The sequence below is a fragment of the Ilyomonas limi genome, assembly GCF_005233845.1.
GTDB classification, from domain to species: Bacteria; Bacteroidota; Bacteroidia; order Chitinophagales; family Chitinophagaceae; genus Ilyomonas; species Ilyomonas limi.
Map to the genome: position 1 here is coordinate 423,786 of NZ_SZQL01000001.1, position 21,311 is coordinate 445,096.

At 42.1% G+C, this 21,311-nt stretch carries 18 protein-coding genes and 1 riboswitch; of the genes, 15 read left to right on the forward strand and 3 right to left on the reverse strand.

Annotated features, from left to right (window positions below; all coding sequences use genetic code 11):
- Positions 1–382 precede the first annotated feature (382 nt).
- The 3 genes from FC093_RS01730 (at position 383) to FC093_RS01740 (ending at position 2,571) form a co-directional block, all read left to right on the forward strand.
- Positions 383–1,627 carry a DUF2911 domain-containing protein gene (locus FC093_RS01730; RefSeq protein WP_137260007.1) on the forward strand — a complete coding sequence of 415 codons (1,245 nt, stop codon included), beginning with the start codon at positions 383–385 and terminating at the stop codon, positions 1,625–1,627.
- Positions 1,628–1,918: 291 nt separating this feature from the next.
- Positions 1,919–2,164, forward strand: a complete 246-nt coding sequence (locus FC093_RS01735) for a hypothetical protein (RefSeq protein WP_137260008.1) — start codon at positions 1,919–1,921, stop codon at positions 2,162–2,164.
- The gene (locus tag FC093_RS01740) at positions 2,161–2,571 is read left to right on the forward strand and encodes a type II toxin-antitoxin system VapC family toxin (protein WP_137260009.1); all 411 of its coding nucleotides are present in this window, start codon (positions 2,161–2,163) and stop codon (positions 2,569–2,571) included. Before FC093_RS01735 ends, FC093_RS01740 begins: the two co-directional genes overlap by 4 nt.
- 977 nt (positions 2,572–3,548) lie before the next feature.
- On the opposite strand, the gene FC093_RS01750 is transcribed toward FC093_RS01740, so the two are convergent.
- Positions 3,549–4,283, reverse strand: a complete 735-nt coding sequence (locus FC093_RS01750; protein ID WP_137260010.1) for an NUDIX hydrolase — start codon at positions 4,281–4,283, stop codon at positions 3,549–3,551.
- 158 nt (positions 4,284–4,441) lie between these two features.
- Between FC093_RS01750 and FC093_RS01755 the strand changes: the two genes are divergently transcribed.
- The 12 genes from FC093_RS01755 (at position 4,442) to FC093_RS01805 (ending at position 18,695) form a co-directional block, all read left to right on the forward strand.
- Positions 4,442–6,097: a carboxylesterase/lipase family protein gene (locus FC093_RS01755; RefSeq protein WP_137260011.1), complete on the forward strand. Its 1,656-nt coding sequence runs from the start codon at positions 4,442–4,444 to the stop codon at positions 6,095–6,097.
- Between the two features lie 42 nt (positions 6,098–6,139).
- Positions 6,140–7,753: a carboxylesterase/lipase family protein gene (locus tag FC093_RS01760; protein ID WP_137260012.1), complete on the forward strand. Its 1,614-nt coding sequence runs from the start codon at positions 6,140–6,142 to the stop codon at positions 7,751–7,753.
- A gap of 141 nt (positions 7,754–7,894) precedes the next feature.
- Positions 7,895–8,887, forward strand: a complete 993-nt coding sequence (locus tag FC093_RS01765) for an amidohydrolase family protein (RefSeq protein ID WP_206106483.1) — start codon at positions 7,895–7,897, stop codon at positions 8,885–8,887.
- 73 nt (positions 8,888–8,960) lie between these two features.
- A complete protein-coding gene (locus FC093_RS01770) occupies positions 8,961–9,836 on the forward strand; it encodes an alpha/beta hydrolase (protein WP_137260013.1) in 876 nt (291 codons plus the stop codon).
- Between the two features lie 12 nt (positions 9,837–9,848).
- Positions 9,849–11,144 carry a CitMHS family transporter gene (locus FC093_RS01775; RefSeq protein WP_137260014.1) on the forward strand — a complete coding sequence of 432 codons (1,296 nt, stop codon included), beginning with the start codon at positions 9,849–9,851 and terminating at the stop codon, positions 11,142–11,144.
- Between the two features lie 110 nt (positions 11,145–11,254).
- On the forward strand, positions 11,255–12,583 hold the full coding sequence (locus FC093_RS01780) for an acyclic terpene utilization AtuA family protein (RefSeq protein ID WP_170970961.1): 1,329 nt from the start codon (positions 11,255–11,257) through the stop codon (positions 12,581–12,583).
- Positions 12,580–12,894: an AtuA-related protein gene (locus FC093_RS01785; protein ID WP_137260015.1), complete on the forward strand. Its 315-nt coding sequence runs from the start codon at positions 12,580–12,582 to the stop codon at positions 12,892–12,894. Before FC093_RS01780 ends, FC093_RS01785 begins: the two co-directional genes overlap by 4 nt.
- Before the next feature lie 210 nt (positions 12,895–13,104).
- On the forward strand, positions 13,105–13,377 hold the full coding sequence (locus FC093_RS24190) for a glycoside hydrolase family 16 protein (protein WP_240743148.1): 273 nt from the start codon (positions 13,105–13,107) through the stop codon (positions 13,375–13,377).
- 42 nt (positions 13,378–13,419) lie between these two features.
- Positions 13,420–13,914, forward strand: coding sequence for a glycoside hydrolase family 16 protein (locus FC093_RS24195; RefSeq protein WP_262711010.1), 495 nt, complete (start codon positions 13,420–13,422; stop codon positions 13,912–13,914).
- Between the two features lie 385 nt (positions 13,915–14,299).
- Positions 14,300–14,405: riboswitch (SAM riboswitch) on the forward strand.
- Positions 14,406–14,624: 219 nt separating this feature from the next.
- Positions 14,625–15,944, forward strand: coding sequence for an O-acetylhomoserine aminocarboxypropyltransferase/cysteine synthase family protein (locus FC093_RS01795; RefSeq protein ID WP_137260016.1), 1,320 nt, complete (start codon positions 14,625–14,627; stop codon positions 15,942–15,944).
- 303 nt (positions 15,945–16,247) lie between these two features.
- The gene (locus FC093_RS01800) at positions 16,248–17,354 is read left to right on the forward strand and encodes a homoserine O-acetyltransferase family protein (RefSeq protein ID WP_137260017.1); all 1,107 of its coding nucleotides are present in this window, start codon (positions 16,248–16,250) and stop codon (positions 17,352–17,354) included.
- A 90-nt stretch (positions 17,355–17,444) separates the two neighbouring features.
- Positions 17,445–18,695 (forward strand): homoserine dehydrogenase, encoded by a 1,251-nt coding sequence (locus FC093_RS01805; protein ID WP_137260018.1) that lies wholly within the window; start codon positions 17,445–17,447, stop codon positions 18,693–18,695.
- Between the two features lie 469 nt (positions 18,696–19,164).
- On the opposite strand, the gene FC093_RS01810 is transcribed toward FC093_RS01805, so the two are convergent.
- Together FC093_RS01810 and FC093_RS01815 are read right to left on the reverse strand one after the other, a co-directional pair.
- Complete coding sequence (locus tag FC093_RS01810; protein ID WP_137260019.1) at positions 19,165–20,067, reverse strand: lysylphosphatidylglycerol synthase transmembrane domain-containing protein; 903 nt, start codon at positions 20,065–20,067, stop codon at positions 19,165–19,167.
- Between the two features lie 9 nt (positions 20,068–20,076).
- A complete protein-coding gene (locus FC093_RS01815; protein WP_137260020.1) occupies positions 20,077–21,021 on the reverse strand; it encodes a glycosyltransferase family 2 protein in 945 nt (314 codons plus the stop codon).
- Between the last annotated feature and the right edge of the window lie 290 nt (positions 21,022–21,311).

The window sequence follows — 21,311 nt, forward strand, 5'->3', positions numbered from 1 at the left end:
AGTTTGAGCTATAGAGATGTGGAAGAATTGACTTGTTCATAACAATGGTAAACCGCTTACCATAAATACGCTGATGAAAGTGGTGCTAATAAACAGGCTATTAAAGAAGCAACAGGTCACTGTTCTTATGAAAACAGCCTATAAGACATTTTGTTCATTGGCAGTATAAAATACAGTTATACAATTTCCATTTTATTCTCATCTCATCAGATGCGACAGAGTTAAAGCAGATCATCAATCATCTATCTGCCAACATGAGTGCTATACCTTCTAACCACTTAATATGCCATTCAAAGCAACAAGATATCAACTGCTCCATTTGTTTTGAAATAAGCCAGACTAATTGCTTAGTTTAACAACGAACTACAAAAATTACATCAGCATGTATAACCAACTTATGCGGTCACGCAATGGCTATCTCATAAACAGGCTTGTGATATGTTTTTATCTCAGCGCATTATCGTTGCTGGTTTCCTGTACAACCTCGCCAACAGAACAGTACGGCTTTGTTACAAAACTCGGCACCGATACTATTGCTGTTGAAAGTGTAACGAGGCAGGGCAGCAAGCTGACAAGCGATGAAGTTGACCGGTTTCCATTAGTGCGGGTACGGCATACCGAAATTGATCTTAACGAGGATGGTAGTATCCGGCATCTTGTTATGAACATTCATACACCCGGTGAGCCGGTTAATGAGCGTGAACGAAAAGTGACAGTTGATGTTACAAGTGACAAAGTACATATTTCTAAAACGGATAACACAGGTACCGTAAACCGCGACTTTGCAACTAATGGCGGTATAGTAGAGGCGCACCTGCCGCAGATGTACAGCCTCTATGAGCTGTACTTTGCTGCAGCATTAAAGCACGCAGTAACAGCTAAGATGGCAGCCGGCAGCCCGGTGGAGATACGGCAGTTTTACATTGACCGGGAGTTCGACAGGTTTCCCCTGGGCAGAGGTCGTGTAACACCACTGGGAGGTGGCAGGGTGGAGATTACACATGACTGGCTTTCGGGTACCGGGGAGGCAATGATGGACTCTGGTTATCACATGCTTAGCTACTCAGGCGCACGAACAACCTACAAAGTGAAAGTGAACCGCATTGCGACGCCTGCCGATATAAAAAACATTGCAACACAGTTTGAAACTGCGGAGACAAAAAATGGTGTTGTAAAAGCGATGAGTGTGCGGGATACGGCGCGGGCACAAATTGGCAATGCTAAGTTTACTGTTGATTACAGCCGTCCGCTTATGCGTGGACGTCAGTTGCTGGGTGATGTGTTGCCCTACGACCGGGTGTGGCGGACTGGCGCCAATGCAGCAACGCAGTTTGCAACGTCGGTACCGGTAAAGCTTGCCGGGATGCAGGTACCTGCCGGTACTTACACCTTGTGGACCGTGCCGCATAGAGCTTCAGTTGACCTGATTGTAAACAAACAGACCGGTCAATGGGGCACCGAATTCAACAGTTCACGCAACCTGGGTATAGCAGAGATGACCAGTCAGGCGGTAGTTGCGCCGGTAGAAACGTTTACCATTTCCATCGTTCCGCTGGATACAAAGCACGGAACACTTGTGATGGAATGGGGTTTTTTCAAATGGACAGCACCCATAGAAGTGCCATGAGATAATTGTTTTGCAAATGAACGTAAGTACAGACAAAGGGTATTACCATTTACCTGACTTAAATAATAAGGGCTGGACAATCACAAAAAGATTTACAACCAAATAACATCGTTGACAACGGGTGCACTAAAGCATAATGCTTTAGAAGGAACAAGTAACCGCTCCTTGGACTATTTATTTTAAAACGTTCTGTTCCCTGGCTGCATAACTGTAATAGTTGTGTAATGCGCTGACTTAACTCACCGGTTCAATAATTTTGTAGTAAATTCTTAACTTTGACAAAACGACTTAATGAATTTATCATCTCAACATATCAGCCTTGCGGATTATTATTTTGGACTTTTAAAGAATTTAAATCCGGACAGCAAACTTGACCTTATTTCAAAGCTTTCGCAATCACTAAAAAAGAGTGACGAACCTCCTGAAGTATCTTTACAATCTCTTTTTGGAGCCTATAAATCAGAAGATACTGCTGACGAGATTATCGAACAACTTAGAGCATCAAGAGTATTTAACCGCAATATTGGGACACTTTGAAGAAGTACCTGCTGGACACAAATATCTGTATTTATTTTATAAAGGGACAATTCGAGCTAAACAAGAAAATAGCTGAGGTAGGCGAACAAAATTGCTTCATTTCAGAAATGACAGTTGCTGAACTGAAATATGGAATTGAAAATAGCAAGACAGTGGAAGCCATGCGGAAAGTTGTGGAAGCATTCATTCCAAAATTCTTGGTCGTTCCTATTTATAATTCTTTGGACATTTACGCCAAAGAAAAAGCCAAGCTAAGAAAACAAGGTTTGGTGATTGACGATTTTGATATTTTAATTGGCGCTACAGCTGTTGCTAACGACATGATAATGGTGACAAATAACGTAGCTCATTTAAGTCGTCTTGACAATATTGTTATCGAGGATTGGACGGCACTTGCAAAAAAATAGCACTACACACAACAGCAGGTTTGCTGCCATAGCGGCTTGACAAACATGTGTTGAACATCAATAATTCTCATAAACTTTTAGTTATATATTTGGGCTGACCTGCACGGAATGCCGCTCCGGCAGCAAGCCGTAGCCGTTAGCACTTAATACAATCTTTTGACATCATACCAACAGATGCAACAGCGCCGGTTTTTCAGTTGAAAACATTCTATTGTATTGCCTGCTCTATCTCCTTTTCTGCCTTGTGCTAATTTATAAAGTACAGAATTTCCTTACTTTTAATGCAGCCAGTTTATACCGAATGAGTTATTCGTGAGTTCTTTTAAATGAATATGCTTTACAGATTGATATTCAATTTTTTAATACAGTTGTTCGAATCCAGCCATCTTGACTTAAAGCCTGTCCAACAAAGTTGGACAGGCTTTTTTATATACAATCTGAAGAGGTTCATTAGTCCAGATCTTCTTATCCCGCTTTAATGACGTTTTCATTTCTTAAAGGGGTTATTTGTTTCGAAAACTGTTTTGTGTATTTTCATCCCTTAGGTATTACCGCAACAGGCAGCGTATTTCGTTCAGCATAGAGACAACCGGTTTCAGCAGGAAGCAAAAGAAGTAGTGCTTTCGTATTGGGCGGTATGGTGCAACACGAAGCCAACACGTTTTGGGAAGTATATGATCCTAATAATGAACTCTTATCGCCATATAATTTTTATCCCGAACAGCTATTGTCATGTATGGAGTTGTTCGCCGGTGTACTTCATACGAAAGCATCCTGAAATCTTTCAGCGTTAATAATAATAAAATAATAAGCCAAAAGTATTCCGCCCGGTACGTGTCGTTACACGTAGTAGCAATGTTATAATAAAAGCTGTCAATTGTATTATTCCGGAGCTAATAAGGAGCATTGTAATTGCAGTATAGTAAGTTGTATATCACATTCATAGTTATCCAATAAGAGCATAATATAAAGGATAATTACTTGGTTGAAAACTTATACAGATAAGGCGCTTTGTGTGCTGCGCCGGTCATCTTTTTATCCACCATTTTTAAAATACCCAAATTGAGTATTTTACGCTGAAAGCTGGTCCTTAAAAATTTGGTATCTAAAATGGTTTCGTATAAGTTTTGCAGGTCACCTATCGTAAATGTTTCCGGCAACAAATTAAAACCAACCAATTTTATGTCCAGGTCTTGTCTTAAAGTGGATAATGCTTTTTGGATGATTTGCTGGTGGTCCTGAATGAGCGGGGGGAGTTCCTTTAAGTCATGCCACTTACATTCATCCGCTAATAAATCGGTTGTAGGTACCGCTTTGGTAAAATCAACCAAGGCATAGTAGCCGATAGATATAAACCGGTTTAACAGAAAATGATTTTTAGTCGGCTTCATTCCGCGTGCCTTCATAATTTTCTTAAAAAAAGAGGTGTCATGCCGGCTGATATCAGCAAATGTGTAGAACTGTTCCAGATAGATATTAGAAAGACCTGTACGATCCTTCAATATTCTCTGCGCTGCATCATTTCCATTCTCATGCTTCATAATAAAGCCACCCGGAAGGGCAAAAGCATTAGTGTTTTTGTATTGCAATAACAACACCATCAGGCGTTGATCATGAAAACCAAAAATTACTGCATCTATTGCAATCCCTGGTAAAAACATACGATTAAAATCATCTTCATTCCATTCTGTGGTTATTAAATGTTTCTTCATACCGCTGTAAGATGAAAAAAATTTTGATAAGTGTGAAAATGGTTTTATTATTGTCTCACAAATGAGACAATAAAAGTAAAGCGTTTTCTCTTACAAAAATTAATAACTCCTGCGTTTTATTAAATACGTCCTATTCATTATTATAATAAACAACTGTTATGAAACAATTTTTGCTTCTTTGCGTATGTTGTACGCAATTGGTTTTTTCCACCTTTAGTCAGGATAAGCAAACATCCGGAGCAATGTCGTCCAACAATACAAGCTTGCAGGTTGCAACCGCCAACGGCACCGTGGAAGGCACGCTTGAAAAAAGCGGGGTTCGTTCCTTTAAAGGTATTCCTTTTGCCGCTCCGCCCATAGGTGATTTACGGTGGAAAGAGCCGCAGCCGGTAAAGAACTGGGATGGCGTACGACAAACAAAGCAATTCGGCCCGCGTGCCATGCAAGCACCTATTTTTGGTGATATGGGTTTTCGTTCCAACGGCATGAGCGAAGATTGTTTGTACTTAAACGTATGGACGCCCGCTAAAAATAGCAATGAAAAATTGCCCGTACTGGTATATTTCTATGGCGGCGGTTTTGTAGCCGGTGATGGCTCCGAAGCCCGCTATGATGGCGAAAGCATGGCGCAAAAAGGCATGGTTGCACTTACCGTTAATTATCGTTTAGGTGTATTTGGTTTATTAGCTTATCCTGAATTGACGCAGGAATCGCCGCATCATTCTTCCGGCAACTATGGTTTAATGGACCAGGCGGCTGCTATACAATGGGTAAAAAATAATATTGCTGCTTTTGGTGGCGACCCTGATAAAATCACCATCGCCGGCGAATCTGCCGGTTCTATTTCTGTAAGTGCGCAAATGGCATCACCTTTGGCTAAAAACCTTATTGCAGGTGCTATTGGTGAGAGTGGTTCTTTATTGGGCGCCTTGTCTGCTGTTTCATTGAGCCAGGGCGAACAAACCGGTGTTCAGTTTGCACAAACTGTAGGTGCTAATTCACTTGCTGATTTAAGAGCGCTACATGCAGATTCTTTATTAAATGCCTCTACCAAATTTGGTCCATTCCGTTTTGCAATGACTGTAGATGGTTATTTCTTTCCTAAAGAGCCATTGGCTATTTTTCAGGCAGGCGAGCAGGCGCATGTGCCTTTGCTCGTAGGCTGGAATAGTGAAGAAATGAACTATAGAATGGTAATGGGTAATGAGCAGCCAACCAAAGAAAATTATGAAAAAGCAGTAAACAAATTATACGGTGATAGTGCAGCCGAAGTATTAAAAGTGTACCGCGCAAATATCGATGCTGATGTGGAGCGCGTAGCTACTGAACTGGCTAGTGACCGCTTCATTGCTTTTAGCACCTGGCGCTGGGCCGATTTGCAAGCTAAAACAGGCGGCAAACCGGTGTATCGTTATTACTATACCCGTCCTCGTCCGGCAATGACACCGGCGATGGGCAATGCTACAGCAGGACTTGCCGGCGGTGTACAAAAAGGCAATACTACCAATGCACCCAAAGCACCGTTGCCAAAAGGTGCAGTACACTCAGCAGAGATTGAATATGCCATGGGCAATTTGCCTTATAACAAAGTATATGCATGGACGCCAGATGACTATGCTGTTTCTAAAGTAATGCAGGCATACTTTGCCAATTTTATAAAGAATGGTAATCCCAACAGCGCTGGTTTGCCCCAATGGCCGGCTACTACCAGTAGCAATCCGGTTCCGGTGATGCAGATAGATGTTCATCCTAAAGTAGTTCCAAGTCCGTTTGAACAGCGATATCACCTGATGGAGCAATACGCGGGTAAATAGTCTACACACATGTTATCTCCTCATTTAAAAATCTCCAACATAATGAAAAGCTTTCTTCTACTGGTAAGCATTTGTGTTACAACTTCATTGGCTTTCGGCCAGAGCAACAATACCGATGCGATTATTGCAGGTAAAAGTGTTGCTGTTGTCTCAACCGAAAGCGGTAAACTGAGAGGCTATATCCACAAAGGAATTTATACCTATAAGGGCATCCCGTATGCACAGGCTGACCGCTTTATGCCTCCGGCCAAACCTGCGCCCTGGACAGATGTTCGCAGCGCACTTACTTACGGACCTGTTTGCCCTACTGATCCTACTACCACTGTGAATGATGAATTTGAATTTCCTTTTCACCACGACTGGGGCTATAGCAACGAGCATTGCCAGAGCCTGAATGTATGGACACCCATGGTTAATGACGGTAAAAAAAGGCCGGTGATGGTATGGCTGCATGGTGGTGGCTTTTCAGCTGGTTCTTCAGTTGAGCTGCCTTCTTACGACGGAGAAAATTTGAGTAAGAAAGGTGATGTGGTGGTAGTAACTATTAATCATCGCCTGAATGTGTTGGGCTTTTTAGACTTATCAGCCTACGGCGAAAAATACAAATCTTCTGCAAATGTGGGTATGATGGATATTGTAGCTGCTTTGCAATGGGTAAAACAAAATATTGCTGCTTTTGGCGGCGATCCGGATAATGTAACCATTTTCGGTCAGTCTGGTGGTGGCGGCAAAGTTTCTACTTTAATGTATGCGCCTTCCGCAAAAGGTTTGTTTCAAAAGGCTATTGTAGAAAGCGGCAGTTATGTATTCAACTTTACGGAGCCTGATGTAACCAAAAGAGTAGCCGCCGCCCTGCTGAACGAATTGAACTTGCAGCCTTCACAAGTAGATTCCATACAAAATATACCTTACGAGCAGTTGAATGCAGCCGGCAAAAAAGCGATCCGCAAAGTATCGGATGAATTAAAAGCAGAAGGCAAACAGGTAGGTGGCTTTGGCTTAAGCTGGGGACCCATACACGATGGTATATTTCTCCCTTATCAAATTTCCGATACTGCGGCTGTAGAATTATCTAAAAATATTCCGCTGTTGGTGGGTACCACCAAAAATGAGTTTACGCCCTTTATGCCGGGACAAAAAGAATTAACCATGGAGCAGGTGAAAGCCAACCTGCAAAAGCAATACGGCGATAAGGCAGATGCTTATATGCAAGCGGTAAAGAAGGCATACCCCAATACCACACAGCCCGCTAATTATGTAGATATTGATACCCGCTTCAGGCCCGGTGCTATTAAGCAGGCCGATCAAAAGGCTACTACCGGTACGACGCCGGTGTATATGTATTTATTTGCCTGGCAATCACCTGTAAATGATGGTATATACAAAGCCATGCACTGCATGGAAATTCCTTTTGTATTTAATAATATCAATCGCTGCGAGGAGATGACCGGCGGTGGTAAGGATGCCTATGCATTAGCTGATAAAATGAGCAGTGCCTGGATCAATTTTGCAAAAACCGGTAATCCCAATACTAAAGGCTTACCGCAATGGCCAGCTTATACCCCACAAAACGGCGCAACTATGGTCTTTGATAATGAAAGTGCAATACGCAATCACCCGGATGAAGAGTTGTTGAAAATAGCTGCTGCTCCATAAGGTTACGGTCAAAACTAACTGCTATTCTTTAATTGTTATACTTACCGGATGGTGCCTCGCCACCCGGAGTGGAAGTAATGATACAGAATAACAGTAACGGATTTACTGCTCCCTGTTGCTCAAAAAATCTAAACTGTTTACATGATCAGGAAACCATTTACCTGCTTATTGTTGTTGCTGACTGGTATTGTTTATGCGCATGCACAGGACGCTACGCATAAACATCTCCCTATTATTGATGTGCATGTGCATGCCATGAAAGTAAATCCTGCTTTTGCTATGGATGCCTGTCCATGGTTTTTAAGCAGTATGCCGGGGAGCGATCCTAATCAGCCGCCGCCTTCTTTTCTGAATACCGATTGTGCGATGCCGTTGCATACAGCCAAAAGCGACAAGGAGTTTCAGGATTCCCTGATGGCTACGATGAAGCGATTGAACATAGCCATTATTGCCAGCGGCGATCCAACCATCATCCGCAACTGGCAACAAGCGGCCGCTCCCGGCAGGGTTATTCCCGCTATCGGTATCAGTTCGTCCAAAGACATGACCGTAGTGGCTTTTACCGATTCACTATCTTCCGGTTTTTATAAAGTAATGGGTGAAGTAGCGCCACAATACCAGGGCATGTCGCCCAGCGATACTTCGTTGGATGCTTATTTTGCCGCGGCAGAAAAATTGAATATTCCCGTAGGCATTCACATGGGTACAGGCGGTAATGGAATGGCAAATATTACGGCTCCAAAATACCGCGCTTCCATGGGTAATCCATTGCTGTTGGAAGACTTGTTGGCGCGCCATCCAAAGCTGAAAGTATGGGTCATGCATGCGGGCTATCCAATGATTGATAACATGATTGCATTAATGGGTGCCAATGCGTACGTGTATGTGGATGTTGCCGGCATGATATGGAGTTATCCGTTGGCAGAAGTGAATGATTATATTAAAAGACTGGTGCAAGCCGGATTTGAAAAACGCATTATGTATGGGACCGATTTGATGATTTGGCCAAAACTGCTGGAAACTTCCCTTGGCGTTATTGAAAATGCAAGCTGTTTATCTGATGATCAAAAGCGGGATATTTTGTTCAATAATGCCGTTCGCTTTTTCAGGCTGGATGAAAGTAAGTACAAGTAAATAGCAATTTAAAATACTTGCCAATAAAGTGTGATATTCTCTTTATACCTTCATTGGCATTTTTATAATAACTATGAAACGATCATTATCATTTTCAGTTATACTTTTTATTTGCATATCCTGTCATTCCACCTCCTTTGCTGCTACAGTAGATACAATAGAAGTATATAGCACTGCTATGCAAAAGACGTTGAAGGTGGCTGTGGTCTTACCCGAGCAATATAAAAAGTCCAAAAACCCTTTACCTGTACTATATCTGTTGCATGGCGGTCAGGGCAGCTTTCGCGACTGGCTTACCAAAACCACAGATCCCATGCTGTTGCATAACCTCGCAGACCAGTACAATATTATTATCGTAAATCCAGAAGGTGGTCTTACCAGTTATTATTTTGATAGTCCGTTTGACAAAGAAAGCCAGTTTGAAACATTTATATACAAAGAAGTAGTTGGTAAAATTGATTCTGCTTATTCTACTATAAAGGATCGAAAAGGCAGAATCATAGCGGGCTTATCTATGGGCGGTCACGGCGCTATGTATATTGCAGCAAAACACCCCGACTTATTTTGTGCTGCCGGCAGCATGAGCGGTGTAATGAATATTAACACCAAAACATGGAAAGTACCCGACGAGTTTGCAAAATCAAGAGCAGAAAACTTTGCCCGTTTGTTAGGACCACCAAAAGATACCGCGAATCCCTATCCTGAATATACCATAGTAGGTATGACAGACAAGCTAAAAGCGAATGATGTAAAACTAATCTTTGATATAGGGGTAGATGATTTTTTGATTGAACCTAACCGCGAATTGCATAGAAGATTAGTTGCAAACGGAACGCCGCACGATTATATTGAACGGCCAGGTAAACATGAATGGGCTTATTGGACGAATGCTTTGCCTTATCAGCTACTTTTCTTCCACAAGGTATTGCAGGCAAACGGTATTCAATAAACAAGCAACGTGATGCTATCTGTCTTAGGCTTTTCAACGATTGTTGTCTTTCTTCTGCTGATAATGACCAAAAGATTATCAGTGCTGCTCGCATTGATACTGGTGCCGGTATGCTTTGCATTCATTGGCGGTTTTACTGCAACCAGCATTGGCGAAATGATTATTGCAGGACTTAAACAAGTGGCGCCAACCGGCATCATGCTTATGTTTGCAGTGCTTTATTTTGGTATCATGATAGATGCCGGTTTGTTCGACCCAATGATCGCTGGTATTGTACGGCTTGTAAAAGGCGATCCGTTGAAGATAACGATTGGCACTGCGCTATTAACCATGCTCGTGCATCTGGATGGTGATGGCACTGCTACTTTTATGATTACTATCTCTGCACTGCTGCCCATTTATAAACGCCTCCACATGAAGCGGCTGTTACTGCCTTGCATTGTGGCATTAAGTGCAGGCGTAATGCATCTGGTGCCCTGGTCGGGCACCATGGCAAGGGCTATGACGGTAATGCAGGCAGATACCAAACAGTTGCTTATTCCTATTCTGCCTTCCATGATAAGCGGTATTGTTTGGGTGCTTTGTGTTGCATACTATTTTGGAAGAAAAGAAAGAAAAAGATTGGGGGTAGTGCATTTAGACTATAATCATCATCAGGAATTATCAGACGAACAGAAAAGCATACGAAGGTCACAATTATTCTGGTTCAATGTGGTGCTCACCGTTGCATTAATTGTGTCACTTATCATCGCACTACTTCCTTTACCGGCGTTGTTCATCATTGCCTTTTCTATCGCATTGCTCATCAATTATCCAAAGCAAAGCGAACAAAAGAGCCGCCTTGCTGCACATGCTTCCAATGTGTTTTTGGTTTCTATCATGATATTTGCTGCGGGCATTTTTTCGGGCATACTAACCGGCACAAAAATGATAGATGCCATGGCAGCATCACTGGTATCGTTGGTGCCGCATCAACATGCTGCTTATTTGCCTGCCATTGTTGGTGTAACGAGTATGCCGCTGAGTTTAGTGTTCACACCCGATGCCTACTATTTTGGCGTATTACCGGTGTTGAAGGGAGCAGCCGTGCATTATGGCATGAACCCTATTGAAATGGGCAGGGCAGCAGTATTGGGGCAAATGACAGTTGGCTTTCCATTAAGCCCATTAACAGCTTCTACTTTTGTATTAATAGGTTTATCGGAAGTGGAATTATCCGACCATCAAAAATTTACTTTTAAATGGGCATTCGGCACTACATTGATGATGGTAATAATTGCTTTGCTGACAGGTGCTATTCATATATGAGTAAGACTTTTACTAATAGACTACAACCACAACGTAGCAGGAGTTGAGCACTGAGGAACATCCTGTTACTCTGTGAAAAACTCTTTATCCTCTGTGGTAAAACTAAAAGGATGAAACAATCAAACATACTTCGCATCGGCTGCGGTGCCGGCTTCTCAGGAGATCGGATAGAACCCGCTGTTGTACTATTAGAAAAAGCAAATCTCGATTACCTTGTGCTGGAATGTTTGGCAGAAAGAACCATTGCTTTAGCCCAAAAAAGAAAAGTACAGGATGCTTCCAGAGGATATGATCCGCTGCTTGAAAAAAGAATGAGATTGTATTTGCCGTTGCTAAAGAAAAATGATACAAAGCTTATAACCAACATGGGGGCCGCAAACCCTATTGCTGCAGCAGATAAAGTAATAGAAATAGCTTCTGAATTAGGGATAAAAATTAAAGTAGCAGCAGTAACCGGCGATGATGTTTTTGATAAAATCAACAAAGAAGCCATTGCATTGGAAACGGACGAACCCTTGTATAAAAGCGGCGAATTAATCTCTGCCAATGCTTACCTCGGCGCCGATGCGTTGTTGCCCGCTTTGCAAAGTGGCGCAGATATTATTATTACAGGACGGGTAGCAGATCCATCCCTTTTTGTAGCGCCCATGGTGCACCAGTTTGGTTGGGATTTGAATGATTATAACTTGATTGGACAAGCAACTGTTATCGGTCACTTAATGGAATGTGCCGGTCAGGTAACGGGTGGTTATTTTGCCGATCCTGTAAAAAAGCAGGTACAAGGCATGGCGCAGCTTGGTCATCCGTTTGTTGATATACAAGCCAATGGGGATGCTATGATAAGCAAGGTGGAAGAAACAGGCGGTGTAATTAATCTGGCAACTGCAAAAGAACAATTGTTGTATGAAGTAACGAATCCTTATGAATATTTTACACCGGATGTAATTGCTGATTTTACCAAAGTGCAATTGCAAGAAATAGCAAAGAATTGTGTACTTGCAAAAGGTGGTACAGGAAAAACAAAACCTGCTACTTTAAAGGTTAGTGTTGGCTATAAAGCAGGCTTTATTGGTGAGGGAGAAATATCGTATGCCGGTGCAAATGCATTCGCAAGGGCACAACTTGCAGGCGAGATTTTGTATGAGCGTTTGCACGATGATTTTCCTGAAATGCGCATTGATTATGTTGGTTTTAATGCTATACACAGAACCACCTTTGGCAATGTGGCAGCGCCCTATGAAGTAAGACTGCGTGTGGCAGCAAAAGCAAGCGATGCTGCAACAGCCGTAAGAATAGGAGAAGAAGTGGAAGCGCTATACACCAATGGTCCAGCCGGTGGTGGCGGCGCCCGAAAATATGTGAATGAAGTAATAGGTATTGTATCTGTTTTAATAGATAGAAATAGCATTCAATCATCTGTAACTATCCATAAATCATGAAAGTAAAACTGTACAATATAGCACACAGCCGGGCAGGCGATAAAGGCAATACATCAACCTTATCGCTCATACCTTACAACGAAAAAGATTACGAATGGCTTTGTTCAATAGTCACGGCTGAGCGGGTTAAGGTGCATTTAAAAGATATTGTTGAAGGGCAGGTTACGCGATATGAATTGCCCAACATAGCTTCGCTGTTATTTGTATGTAAACTGGCACTCCTCACCGGTGTTACTACTTCGCTGGCATCGGATACACATGGTAAAGCACTGAGTTATGCACTATTAGAAATGGAAATAGAAGATTTCTGAATTTAGAGACTGTTTAAAATTACTTCACAGCAGGAGCCAAAAAATCTCAAGAAAATGAACCTGCTTAACGGTAGACAGGATTATACGAAGTATTTTTATCTGCAGAACACTGCGAATTACATTCTTTGTAAAACTCAGCGTTCTTTGCGACTTCACGGTTCATAATTATTTCCTCAACTTCTTTCATAATTGATTATCTAAAAAGATTGTATGCGCCTTTTACTGCTAACATGTATTATCTTATTTACCAGCTTCGCCAAAGCACAGGATTCCAGCACTTATACTTTGGTGTGGAGCGATGAGTTCAACAATAATGGCGTACCCGATACTTCTAACTGGACGTATGAGCGTGGTTTCGTTCGTAATGAAGAAGCTCAATGGTATCAGCCGGAAAATGCTTATTGCAAAGGTGGTTATTTAATCATTGAAGCACGTAAAGAACAAAAGACCAATCCCAACTATGTAGCCGGCAGTAATGACTAGCGAAAAAACCGTCGGCAAATAAACTATACCTCTGCCTGTTTAATTACGCGCGGACTACATCAATGGCAATATGGCCGCTTTGAAATGCGGGCACGTATTGATGTAAGCAACGGTATGTGGCCGGCATGGTGGACGCTTGGAATAAGCAAGCCTTGGCCCGCTAACGGCGAGATTGATATTATGGAATACTACCGGGGTAAATTATTGGCAAATATTGCTTGCCTTGATAGCAATGATAAGGCAGAATGGTTTGGCAACACAAAGCCGGTTGATACTGTGTGGGCTGCTCAGTTTCATGTATGGCGAATGGATTGGGATGAGGATTATGTGGCTTTATATGTTGATGATTCGCTGATGAATAAAGTAACATTGGATAAACTGGTAAATAAAGATGGAAGTAGTTTCAATCCTTTTAAACAACCGCATTATATGTTGCTGAATTTGGCTATCGGCGGTACAAATGGCGGGGATCCCTCCAGCACGTCATTCCCAAAAAAGTTTGAAGTGGATTATGTAAGAGTGTATCAGAAAAAGTGAAATAAAAGCGGATATATTATTACATACTTAATTGCAGAAAAATTAAGGAGTTGAATTGGTAGTATTCTTAATTGTATAATAGCAGTTTTCACCTGCGTCTTTTTATATTGTCTTTCAGGTAAAAAGTCATACTTATAGTAGTTTCAATATAGCGGAGAGGACGATTATAAAAGCCAAAATACAGCGCTGCTGTTGATGAACGCATTGCTTTTTAGCATAACTGAGGTACTTTTTCTTTGTATTGCATGGCTGCTGGAAAATGTATTATAATAAACGCCATTCTCCTGTAACTAATGTTAGGTCTAATATATTACTTTTCATTACAAAATAATTTTGGCATTATTCACTACTCCCCATTACCTTTGCGCCGCAGTTCTTTAAAAAACTCTTATCAAGAAAGGCAGAGGGATATGGCCCAATGAAGCCTTGGCAACCACGCACAACTGCGAAAGGTGCCAACTCCATCACACTACAGGCGTGACAGATAAGTAAGATTTTAGTTTGATATTACCAGCGTACAAACGCTTTACATACTTCAGGCTCATCTTACTTTTAGGGTGAGCCTTTTTATTTCCTATCTTTCCTGATGATTTTGCTATAAAAACACAAAAATTTTGAAGGGGTATTTTTTTCATCATTAAATCTTCGTGCCTTTGTGTTTTTATAGCTAACATTTATTCACCCATTCAAATAACAAAAACGCTTATCGTATGAGCAGCTCACATTTTGAAACATTGCAGGTGCATGCCGGACAGGAAATAGACCCAACTACCAAAAGCCGTGCGGTACCTATTTACCAAACCACTTCTTTTGGCTTCGACAATACCGAACATGCAGCCAATTTATTTGGTTTGCGGCAGTTTGGTAATATCTACACCCGCATTATGAACCCCACCACTGATGTGTTTGAAAAGCGCATGGCTGCTCTGGAAGGTGGCGTTGCTGCATTGGCAACTGCAAGCGGGCAGGCAGCGCAATTTCTTACGCTAACCAACCTGTTACAGGCAGGCGACAACTTTGTTACTTCCAGCTTTTTGTATGGCGGTACCTACAACCAGTTTAAAGTTTCTCTGAAGCGCCTGGGTATAGAAGCCCGCTTTGCCAATGGCGATGATGCTGAAAGTTTTGTACCTTTTATAGATAAGAATACAAAGGCTATTTATTTTGAAACCTTTGGCAATCCACGCCTCAATATTCCCGATTTTGACAAGTTTGCGGCATTGGCAAAAGAGTACGATTTGCCACTGATTGTTGACAATACTTTCGGCGCAGCCGGCTACTTGTTCCGCCCACTGGAGCATGGCGCCAACATTGTGGTTGAAAGCGCTACCAAATGGATTGGCGGTCATGGTAGTTCTATTGGCGGTGTGATTGTGGATGGGGGCAATTACAACTGGGCCAATGGCAAGTTTCCGCAATTTACCGAGCCATCCGAAGGTTACCACGGACTGAAGTTTTGGGACGTTTTTGGCGAAGGTAATCCGCTTGGCTTGCCCAATATTGCATTTATCATTCGTGCCCGTGTGGAAGGTCTGCGCGATTTTGGTCCGGCACAAAGTCCCTTCAATGCTTTTCTTTTATTACAGGGCTTAGAAACGTTATCGCTGCGTATGGAACGCCACAGCCAGAACGCTTTAGCACTGGCGCAATGGCTGGAGCAGCACCCGCTGGTTGACTCTGTTTTATATCCGGGCCTGGAGAGCAGCGAATACAATTCACTGGCTAAAAAGTATCTCAAAAACGGTTTTGGAGGGATGCTTAATTTTGGTGTAAAAGGCGATAAAAGTAAGGCATCTCAATTTATTGATTCACTACAGATGGTAAGCCATTTGGCAAATGTGGGCGATGTAAAAACACTGGTGATTCACCCTGCTTCTACCACGCACGAGCAGTTGAGCGATGAAGAGCAACAAGCTGCAGGCGTATTGCCCAACCTCATTCGCGTGAGCGCCGGCATAGAGCATATTGATGATATAAAGGCCGATTTTCAGCAGGCATTTGATAAAGTATTTGCGAAAGCAACGGCATAGATTTTTAGCCATGAAGACGCGAAGGCACAAAGAATAAAAAGAATACTAATAATTGATGTAAAATAAGCAAGAGCAATGTAGCCCGTTATTCCGCAAGCCTGTGGCATCGTCTTTGGCGCCATGCCGCCAAACAACAAGCTTGAAGTTATATACAACTAAGCGGCGGCTTTCCCGATAAATCGGGACAAATAGTGCGGAATCTGTGGGTAGTAATAGATCAAAGTTAAAGCAGCATTCATAACTTATCTTCTGTTCTTTGTGCTTTTCAGCCTTCGTGGTATTATAAAACTTAGTAGTAACAATTTGGAACGACAAATTTTTAAATACAACCAACCCTTTGAGTTAGAAAGCGGTGAAACATTGCCGGAGTTGCATTTGGCTTATACCACATTTGGCAAAATGAATAAAGATAAGAGCAATGTAGTGTGGATCTTTCATGCGCTTACTGCCAACAGCAATCCTGTTGAGTGGTGGCCGGGCTTGGTAGGCGAAGGCACTTTCTTTAACCCGGAAAGGTTTTTCATTGTTTGTGTGAATATGCCGGGAAGCTGCTACGGCAGTACTGGTCCGCTGGAGGTGAATCCAACCACGGGAAAGCGGTATTACCACCACTTTCCGCTATTTACCACGCGCGATATGGTAAGGGCTTACAAGCCTTTGAAAGAGTATTTGGGCATTGATAAAATCCATATTGGAATTGGTGGCTCCATGGGTGGACAGCAACTGTTGGAATGGGCTATTGCTGAGCCGGAGTTATTTGAACACATTGTACCTATAGCTACCAATGCGCAGCACTCGCCTTGGGGTATTGCATTCAACTCCTCGCAGCGATGGTGCATACACAACGATGCTACCTGGAAAAATGAAGCGCCGGATGCGGGCATTGGAGGCATGAAGATTGCCCGCTCTATTGCATTGCTATCGTACCGGCATTACGAAACGTATGCTGCTTCGCAACAAGGCTATACGAGTGATACGGAGTTGTTGCCGGTAGATAAACAAGTATCAAAAGCAGAAACCTATCAGTATTACCAGGGTGAGAAATTAGCAAAACGGTTTAATGCGTTTAGCTACCATTTTTTAAGCTTGGGTATGGATAAGCACAATGTGGGCAGGGGACGTACTTCGGTGCAGATGGCATTAAGTCATATCAAAGCAAAAACATTGGTCATTGGTATATCGTCCGATATATTATTTCCGCCCGCAGAGCAGGAAACCATTGCGGCTTATGTACCCAATGCACAATTAGTAATTATTGATTCGTATTATGGTCACGATGGCTTTTTGCTGGAATACGAAAGCATTACGCAGCATTTGGAAAGTTTTATTGGCTCAGGCAAGCCGCCAATCCCTAAAGGGGGGAAAGAGATGAAGCCCCCATCCCCTAAAGAGGAGCTTAGCGCAGTTTAAACATTAAAGAGCCAGGGAAATAATTTAAAAACAATTCTAAAATCACAGCTTCAAAACTCCGCTTTAGGAAATGGAAGCTGGTTTCTTCTTATGACACATAAACAATTAACCATAGGCTTGTTTGGCTTTGGTGTAGTAGGCGAGGGATTGTACAGGGTATTGCAGCAAACACCATCGCTAAAAGCCACCATCAAATGCGTTTGCATCAAGCATCCGGGCAAAAAGCGTAATGCGCCGGCAGAACTATTTACTACGCAAAAAGACGCGCTGCTGTTTGATAAAGACATCAATGTAATAGTAGAAGTGATTGACGATGCCGATGCAGCTTTTGAGATTGTTTCTACCGCATTGAAGAATAAAAAAGCAGTAGTGAGTGCCAGCAAAAAAATGATTGCCGAGCACCTTACCGAACTATTGCAACTGCAACAGCAAACAGACATGCCTTTCCTGTGCGAAGCGGCAGCCTGTGCTTCAATACCGGTGATAAGAAACCTGGAAGAATATTATGATAATGATTTGCTGCATTCTATAAAAGCCATTATTAATGGCTCTACCAATTTTATTCTTACTAAAATGTTTGAGGATAAACTGCAGTTTAGCGAAGCACTTTTACTGGCGCAGCAGCTTGGCTTTGCCGAAAGTAATCCGGCACTGGATGTAGAAGGATTTGATGCAGTAAATAAATGGAGCTTTTTGCTTACCCATGCGTATGGAATAGTAGAATCGCCGCAAAACATTTTATTTACCGGCATTCAAAATATCAGACTGAGCGATGCTTTAATAGCGAAAGAAAAGAATAACGATATAAAGCTGGTTGCACAAGCTAAAAAGCTGGGCAATGGTAAAGTGGCGGCCTTTGTACTGCCGCAATTTGTACCACAGGAAGACCATCTGGCGTTTGTAAAAAATGAATACAATGGTGTGGTGATAGAAAGCGGATTTGCCGATAAACAATTCTTTTATGGCAAAGGTGCGGGCAGCTTTCCTACCGCTTCTGCCGTGCTGAGCGATATATCGGCTTTACGCTACGATTATAAATATGAATACAAAAAATTGTATCATCACATACCGGCTGAGTTGACCAACGATTTTTATGTGCGCACGTACATTAGTTATGATGATTTAAGTAAAATACCCAAGCACGAGTTTGAGTGGATTGAAGAATACCACAGCGGGCAGGAGCGAAGCTGGTTTGCCGGTGTTATCCATTTTACCAAACTCATCAAAGAAGATTGGTGGAAGCAGCCGGGTATTTCTTTGATATTGATGCCGGATGCCATTATTGAAGATATTGAGCTGCGGAAAATAAAGAAGAAGAGCCTGGAACTGGCTGGAATATAGTGTTCTCTCGGCAAGGTGTTTCCTGATTGTTTTCCTCCTGCCCTACGGAAGCTATTCAGGCGGGGCATTATACTGATGAAAGAAGTTTAGTTTGATTGTTGATAAAGGTTCCGAATTTTTAGAAATCCCGGGACCTTTTTATTTTAAAACGCTGTGCCATTACTCCTGTGCCGCTGTGGTCCAAAAAACTGTTTTCAAAATTTAGTTAACGCTGCTACATAACAACAACTTATAAATTACATGTAAATGAATTATCAACAGAACTGATTAATGCCACTAAGGAAACCTGTAAAGGCAAAACAGTTTCCATCGCCATTCAGGAAGATATGGATGAAGCAGATTACTTGTTAAGAAATGAAGCAAATAAACAATTTTTGGAAGTATTGGAGGCGGAATTAAAAGCAGGTAAAGACATTGTATTTACGGTTGAAGAGTTGCGGATTAAATATAAACAAGATTGCCTCAATTACTAACTTGAATAAGAAGACTTCTCCTCCACAATTACCTCTTTATTTTCCTCCTTCAACGCTTTATTATACACCCAATACATCCCCGGCAAAGAGATAGCCACAGAGATCAGATAAAACAACAAACTAATACACACCGACTCACTTTGATTCAGCACAAACTGCTTACTACCCCAGATAAACACTACTTCCCTTGCACCAAAACCGCCAATCGTAAACGGCAAAAATGCTACTAAAGAAGACAATAAAAAGATGAGGATGTATTCCGTATCATGGCCTTTTAAATGCAGTGCATTCAGCAGGCAATACACGCTTATTACCTGTATGCTTTGCACCGCTAACCCCATCCAGAAAGTGCTCCAGAAACTTTTGATAAAAGAGGGGAAAAATATCTTTACAATAAAGTAATAAATAAACAATCCCGGCAGTACCGAAGCCAGCAACCACCACGAATAATTTTCTCCCCCAAACACGCCAAAATAATAAGCTGCCGTTAATACGCCAATGCCTGCAACACCGCTTACTCTGTCCAGCAATACTGCTGCTGTCAGCAGCTTTACGGGATGCTGGTAAGTTTTGTTTAAAACAAATACTTTATATCCATCGCCACCCACGCCGCCGGGTAAAAACACATTGTAATACATGCCCAGCCAGTACAGCCGCAAATTGTTTTTGTTCGATAGAAAAACGTTGATATTTTTAAAATAAATATTGAGCCTGAAGGCGGCTACTACTTTGGAAGAAAAAATAAGCAACGTGGCAGCTATCAGCCAAAATACATTGCTGCGCTGAAAAGTTGCCCAGGAAGTAGCCCAGTCAATTTTTTTGATAACATACAATAAACAGATGGTTGTAACGGCAATCTTCAACAGCAAAAAAAGCCATTTTTTTAAGGATGAATTCATGGCTTTTAATTACACAGTATCGGGGTGATTAAATACTTTGCGCACCTGGTATGTTTTTTTATTGCCGCTTTCGTAGTAGGTGCGAATGTTGATCTCAGCAAGAATACCAATGGTGATTAACTGGATGCCGCCAAATAAAAAAATCAATCCTAATATCAGCAATGGTTTGCCCCAAATATCATGTCCCATTATTTTTAGAATCAACAGGTACAGGTTGATGATAATGCCAATAAATAGCGACACAAACCCCCAGGTGCCAAACAAGTGCATGGGCTTTTGACTATAGCGTCTGAAAAACACCATTGTTACCAAATCGGCCATTACGCGGAAAGTTCTGCCCAAGCCATATTTCGATTTACCAAATTGCCGTGCATGATGCTTTACATCCACCTGCACAATGCGTGCGCCCTGCATGGCTGCCAGCACGGGAATAAAACGATGCAATTCGCCATACAAACCTAAATCCTCTGCAATTTCCCGCCTGAAAATTTTAAGCGTGCAGCCATAATCTTTGATATACACTTTCGTCATACTGCGGATAAGCGCATTGGCTATTTTGCTGGGTATTTTGCGTAAAAAAGTGCCGTCTTTGCGGTTTTTGCGGTTGCCGGCTACCACGTCCCAATCTTCTGTTATCAGCTTGTTGAGCATCAAAGGAATATCGGTAGGGTCGTTTTGCAAGTCGCCATCTATAAGCGCGATATAATGGCCGGTGGAGTAGTCAATTCCCGCAGCCATTGCCGTACTTTGCCCGTAATTTTTACGCAGTTCTACCAGCATAATGCGTTCGTTCAGCCGCTCTTTGATGCGCTGCCGCGTAGCATCGGTAGAACCGTCGTCTACAAATACAATTTCGTAATCTATATCTTGCAAAGCATTGCTCACCGCATCGATGAGCGGATAAATATTTTCCTCTTCATTCATTACGGTTACCACTACAGAAAGCTCGCGCATAAGTAAAACTAATTGGGCCTAAAGGTAAGATTATGCAAACAAGTTTGGGAGTTGCTGAAACGCGAGATGGGCAATTCCGATATGGGCTGTAGAGCCGCTATGCAGCTTTTGGCGCCCGGTGGCGACATTCACTTCAATTTAGAATAGAACTTCGTTTGTGTAAGTGAACTACAAGCTTTTAAGACTATTTGCAGGTAAATAATTTATTGAAAATCCTGCTCATTGTTATTGCAAACGAAGTAAAATAATTCTGTGAGTTGTAGTAATGACGAAATACGCTTCTGTGTTGA

What these genes read in the sequence shown, in the direction of transcription:
- FC093_RS01730 (WP_137260007.1), top strand. Translation starts at nt 383, where the DNA reads ATGTATAACCAACTTATGCGGTCACGCAATGGCTATCTCATAAACAGG.
- FC093_RS01735 (WP_137260008.1), top strand. Translation starts at nt 1,919, where the DNA reads ATGAATTTATCATCTCAACATATCAGCCTTGCGGATTATTATTTTGGA.
- FC093_RS01750 (WP_137260010.1), bottom strand. Translation starts at nt 4,283, where the DNA reads ATGAAGAAACATTTAATAACCACAGAATGGAATGAAGATGATTTTAAT.
- FC093_RS01755 (WP_137260011.1), top strand. Translation starts at nt 4,442, where the DNA reads ATGAAACAATTTTTGCTTCTTTGCGTATGTTGTACGCAATTGGTTTTT.
- FC093_RS01760 (WP_137260012.1), top strand. Translation starts at nt 6,140, where the DNA reads ATGAAAAGCTTTCTTCTACTGGTAAGCATTTGTGTTACAACTTCATTG.
- FC093_RS01765 (WP_206106483.1), top strand. Translation starts at nt 7,895, where the DNA reads ATGATCAGGAAACCATTTACCTGCTTATTGTTGTTGCTGACTGGTATT.
- FC093_RS01770 (WP_137260013.1), top strand. Translation starts at nt 8,961, where the DNA reads ATGAAACGATCATTATCATTTTCAGTTATACTTTTTATTTGCATATCC.
- FC093_RS01775 (WP_137260014.1), top strand. Translation starts at nt 9,849, where the DNA reads ATGCTATCTGTCTTAGGCTTTTCAACGATTGTTGTCTTTCTTCTGCTG.
- FC093_RS01780 (WP_170970961.1), top strand. Translation starts at nt 11,255, where the DNA reads ATGAAACAATCAAACATACTTCGCATCGGCTGCGGTGCCGGCTTCTCA.
- FC093_RS01785 (WP_137260015.1), top strand. Translation starts at nt 12,580, where the DNA reads ATGAAAGTAAAACTGTACAATATAGCACACAGCCGGGCAGGCGATAAA.
- FC093_RS24190 (WP_240743148.1), top strand. Translation starts at nt 13,105, where the DNA reads ATGCGCCTTTTACTGCTAACATGTATTATCTTATTTACCAGCTTCGCC.
- FC093_RS01795 (WP_137260016.1), top strand. Translation starts at nt 14,625, where the DNA reads ATGAGCAGCTCACATTTTGAAACATTGCAGGTGCATGCCGGACAGGAA.
- FC093_RS01805 (WP_137260018.1), top strand. Translation starts at nt 17,445, where the DNA reads ATGACACATAAACAATTAACCATAGGCTTGTTTGGCTTTGGTGTAGTA.
- FC093_RS01810 (WP_137260019.1), bottom strand. Translation starts at nt 20,067, where the DNA reads ATGAATTCATCCTTAAAAAAATGGCTTTTTTTGCTGTTGAAGATTGCC.
- FC093_RS01815 (WP_137260020.1), bottom strand. Translation starts at nt 21,021, where the DNA reads ATGCGCGAGCTTTCTGTAGTGGTAACCGTAATGAATGAAGAGGAAAAT.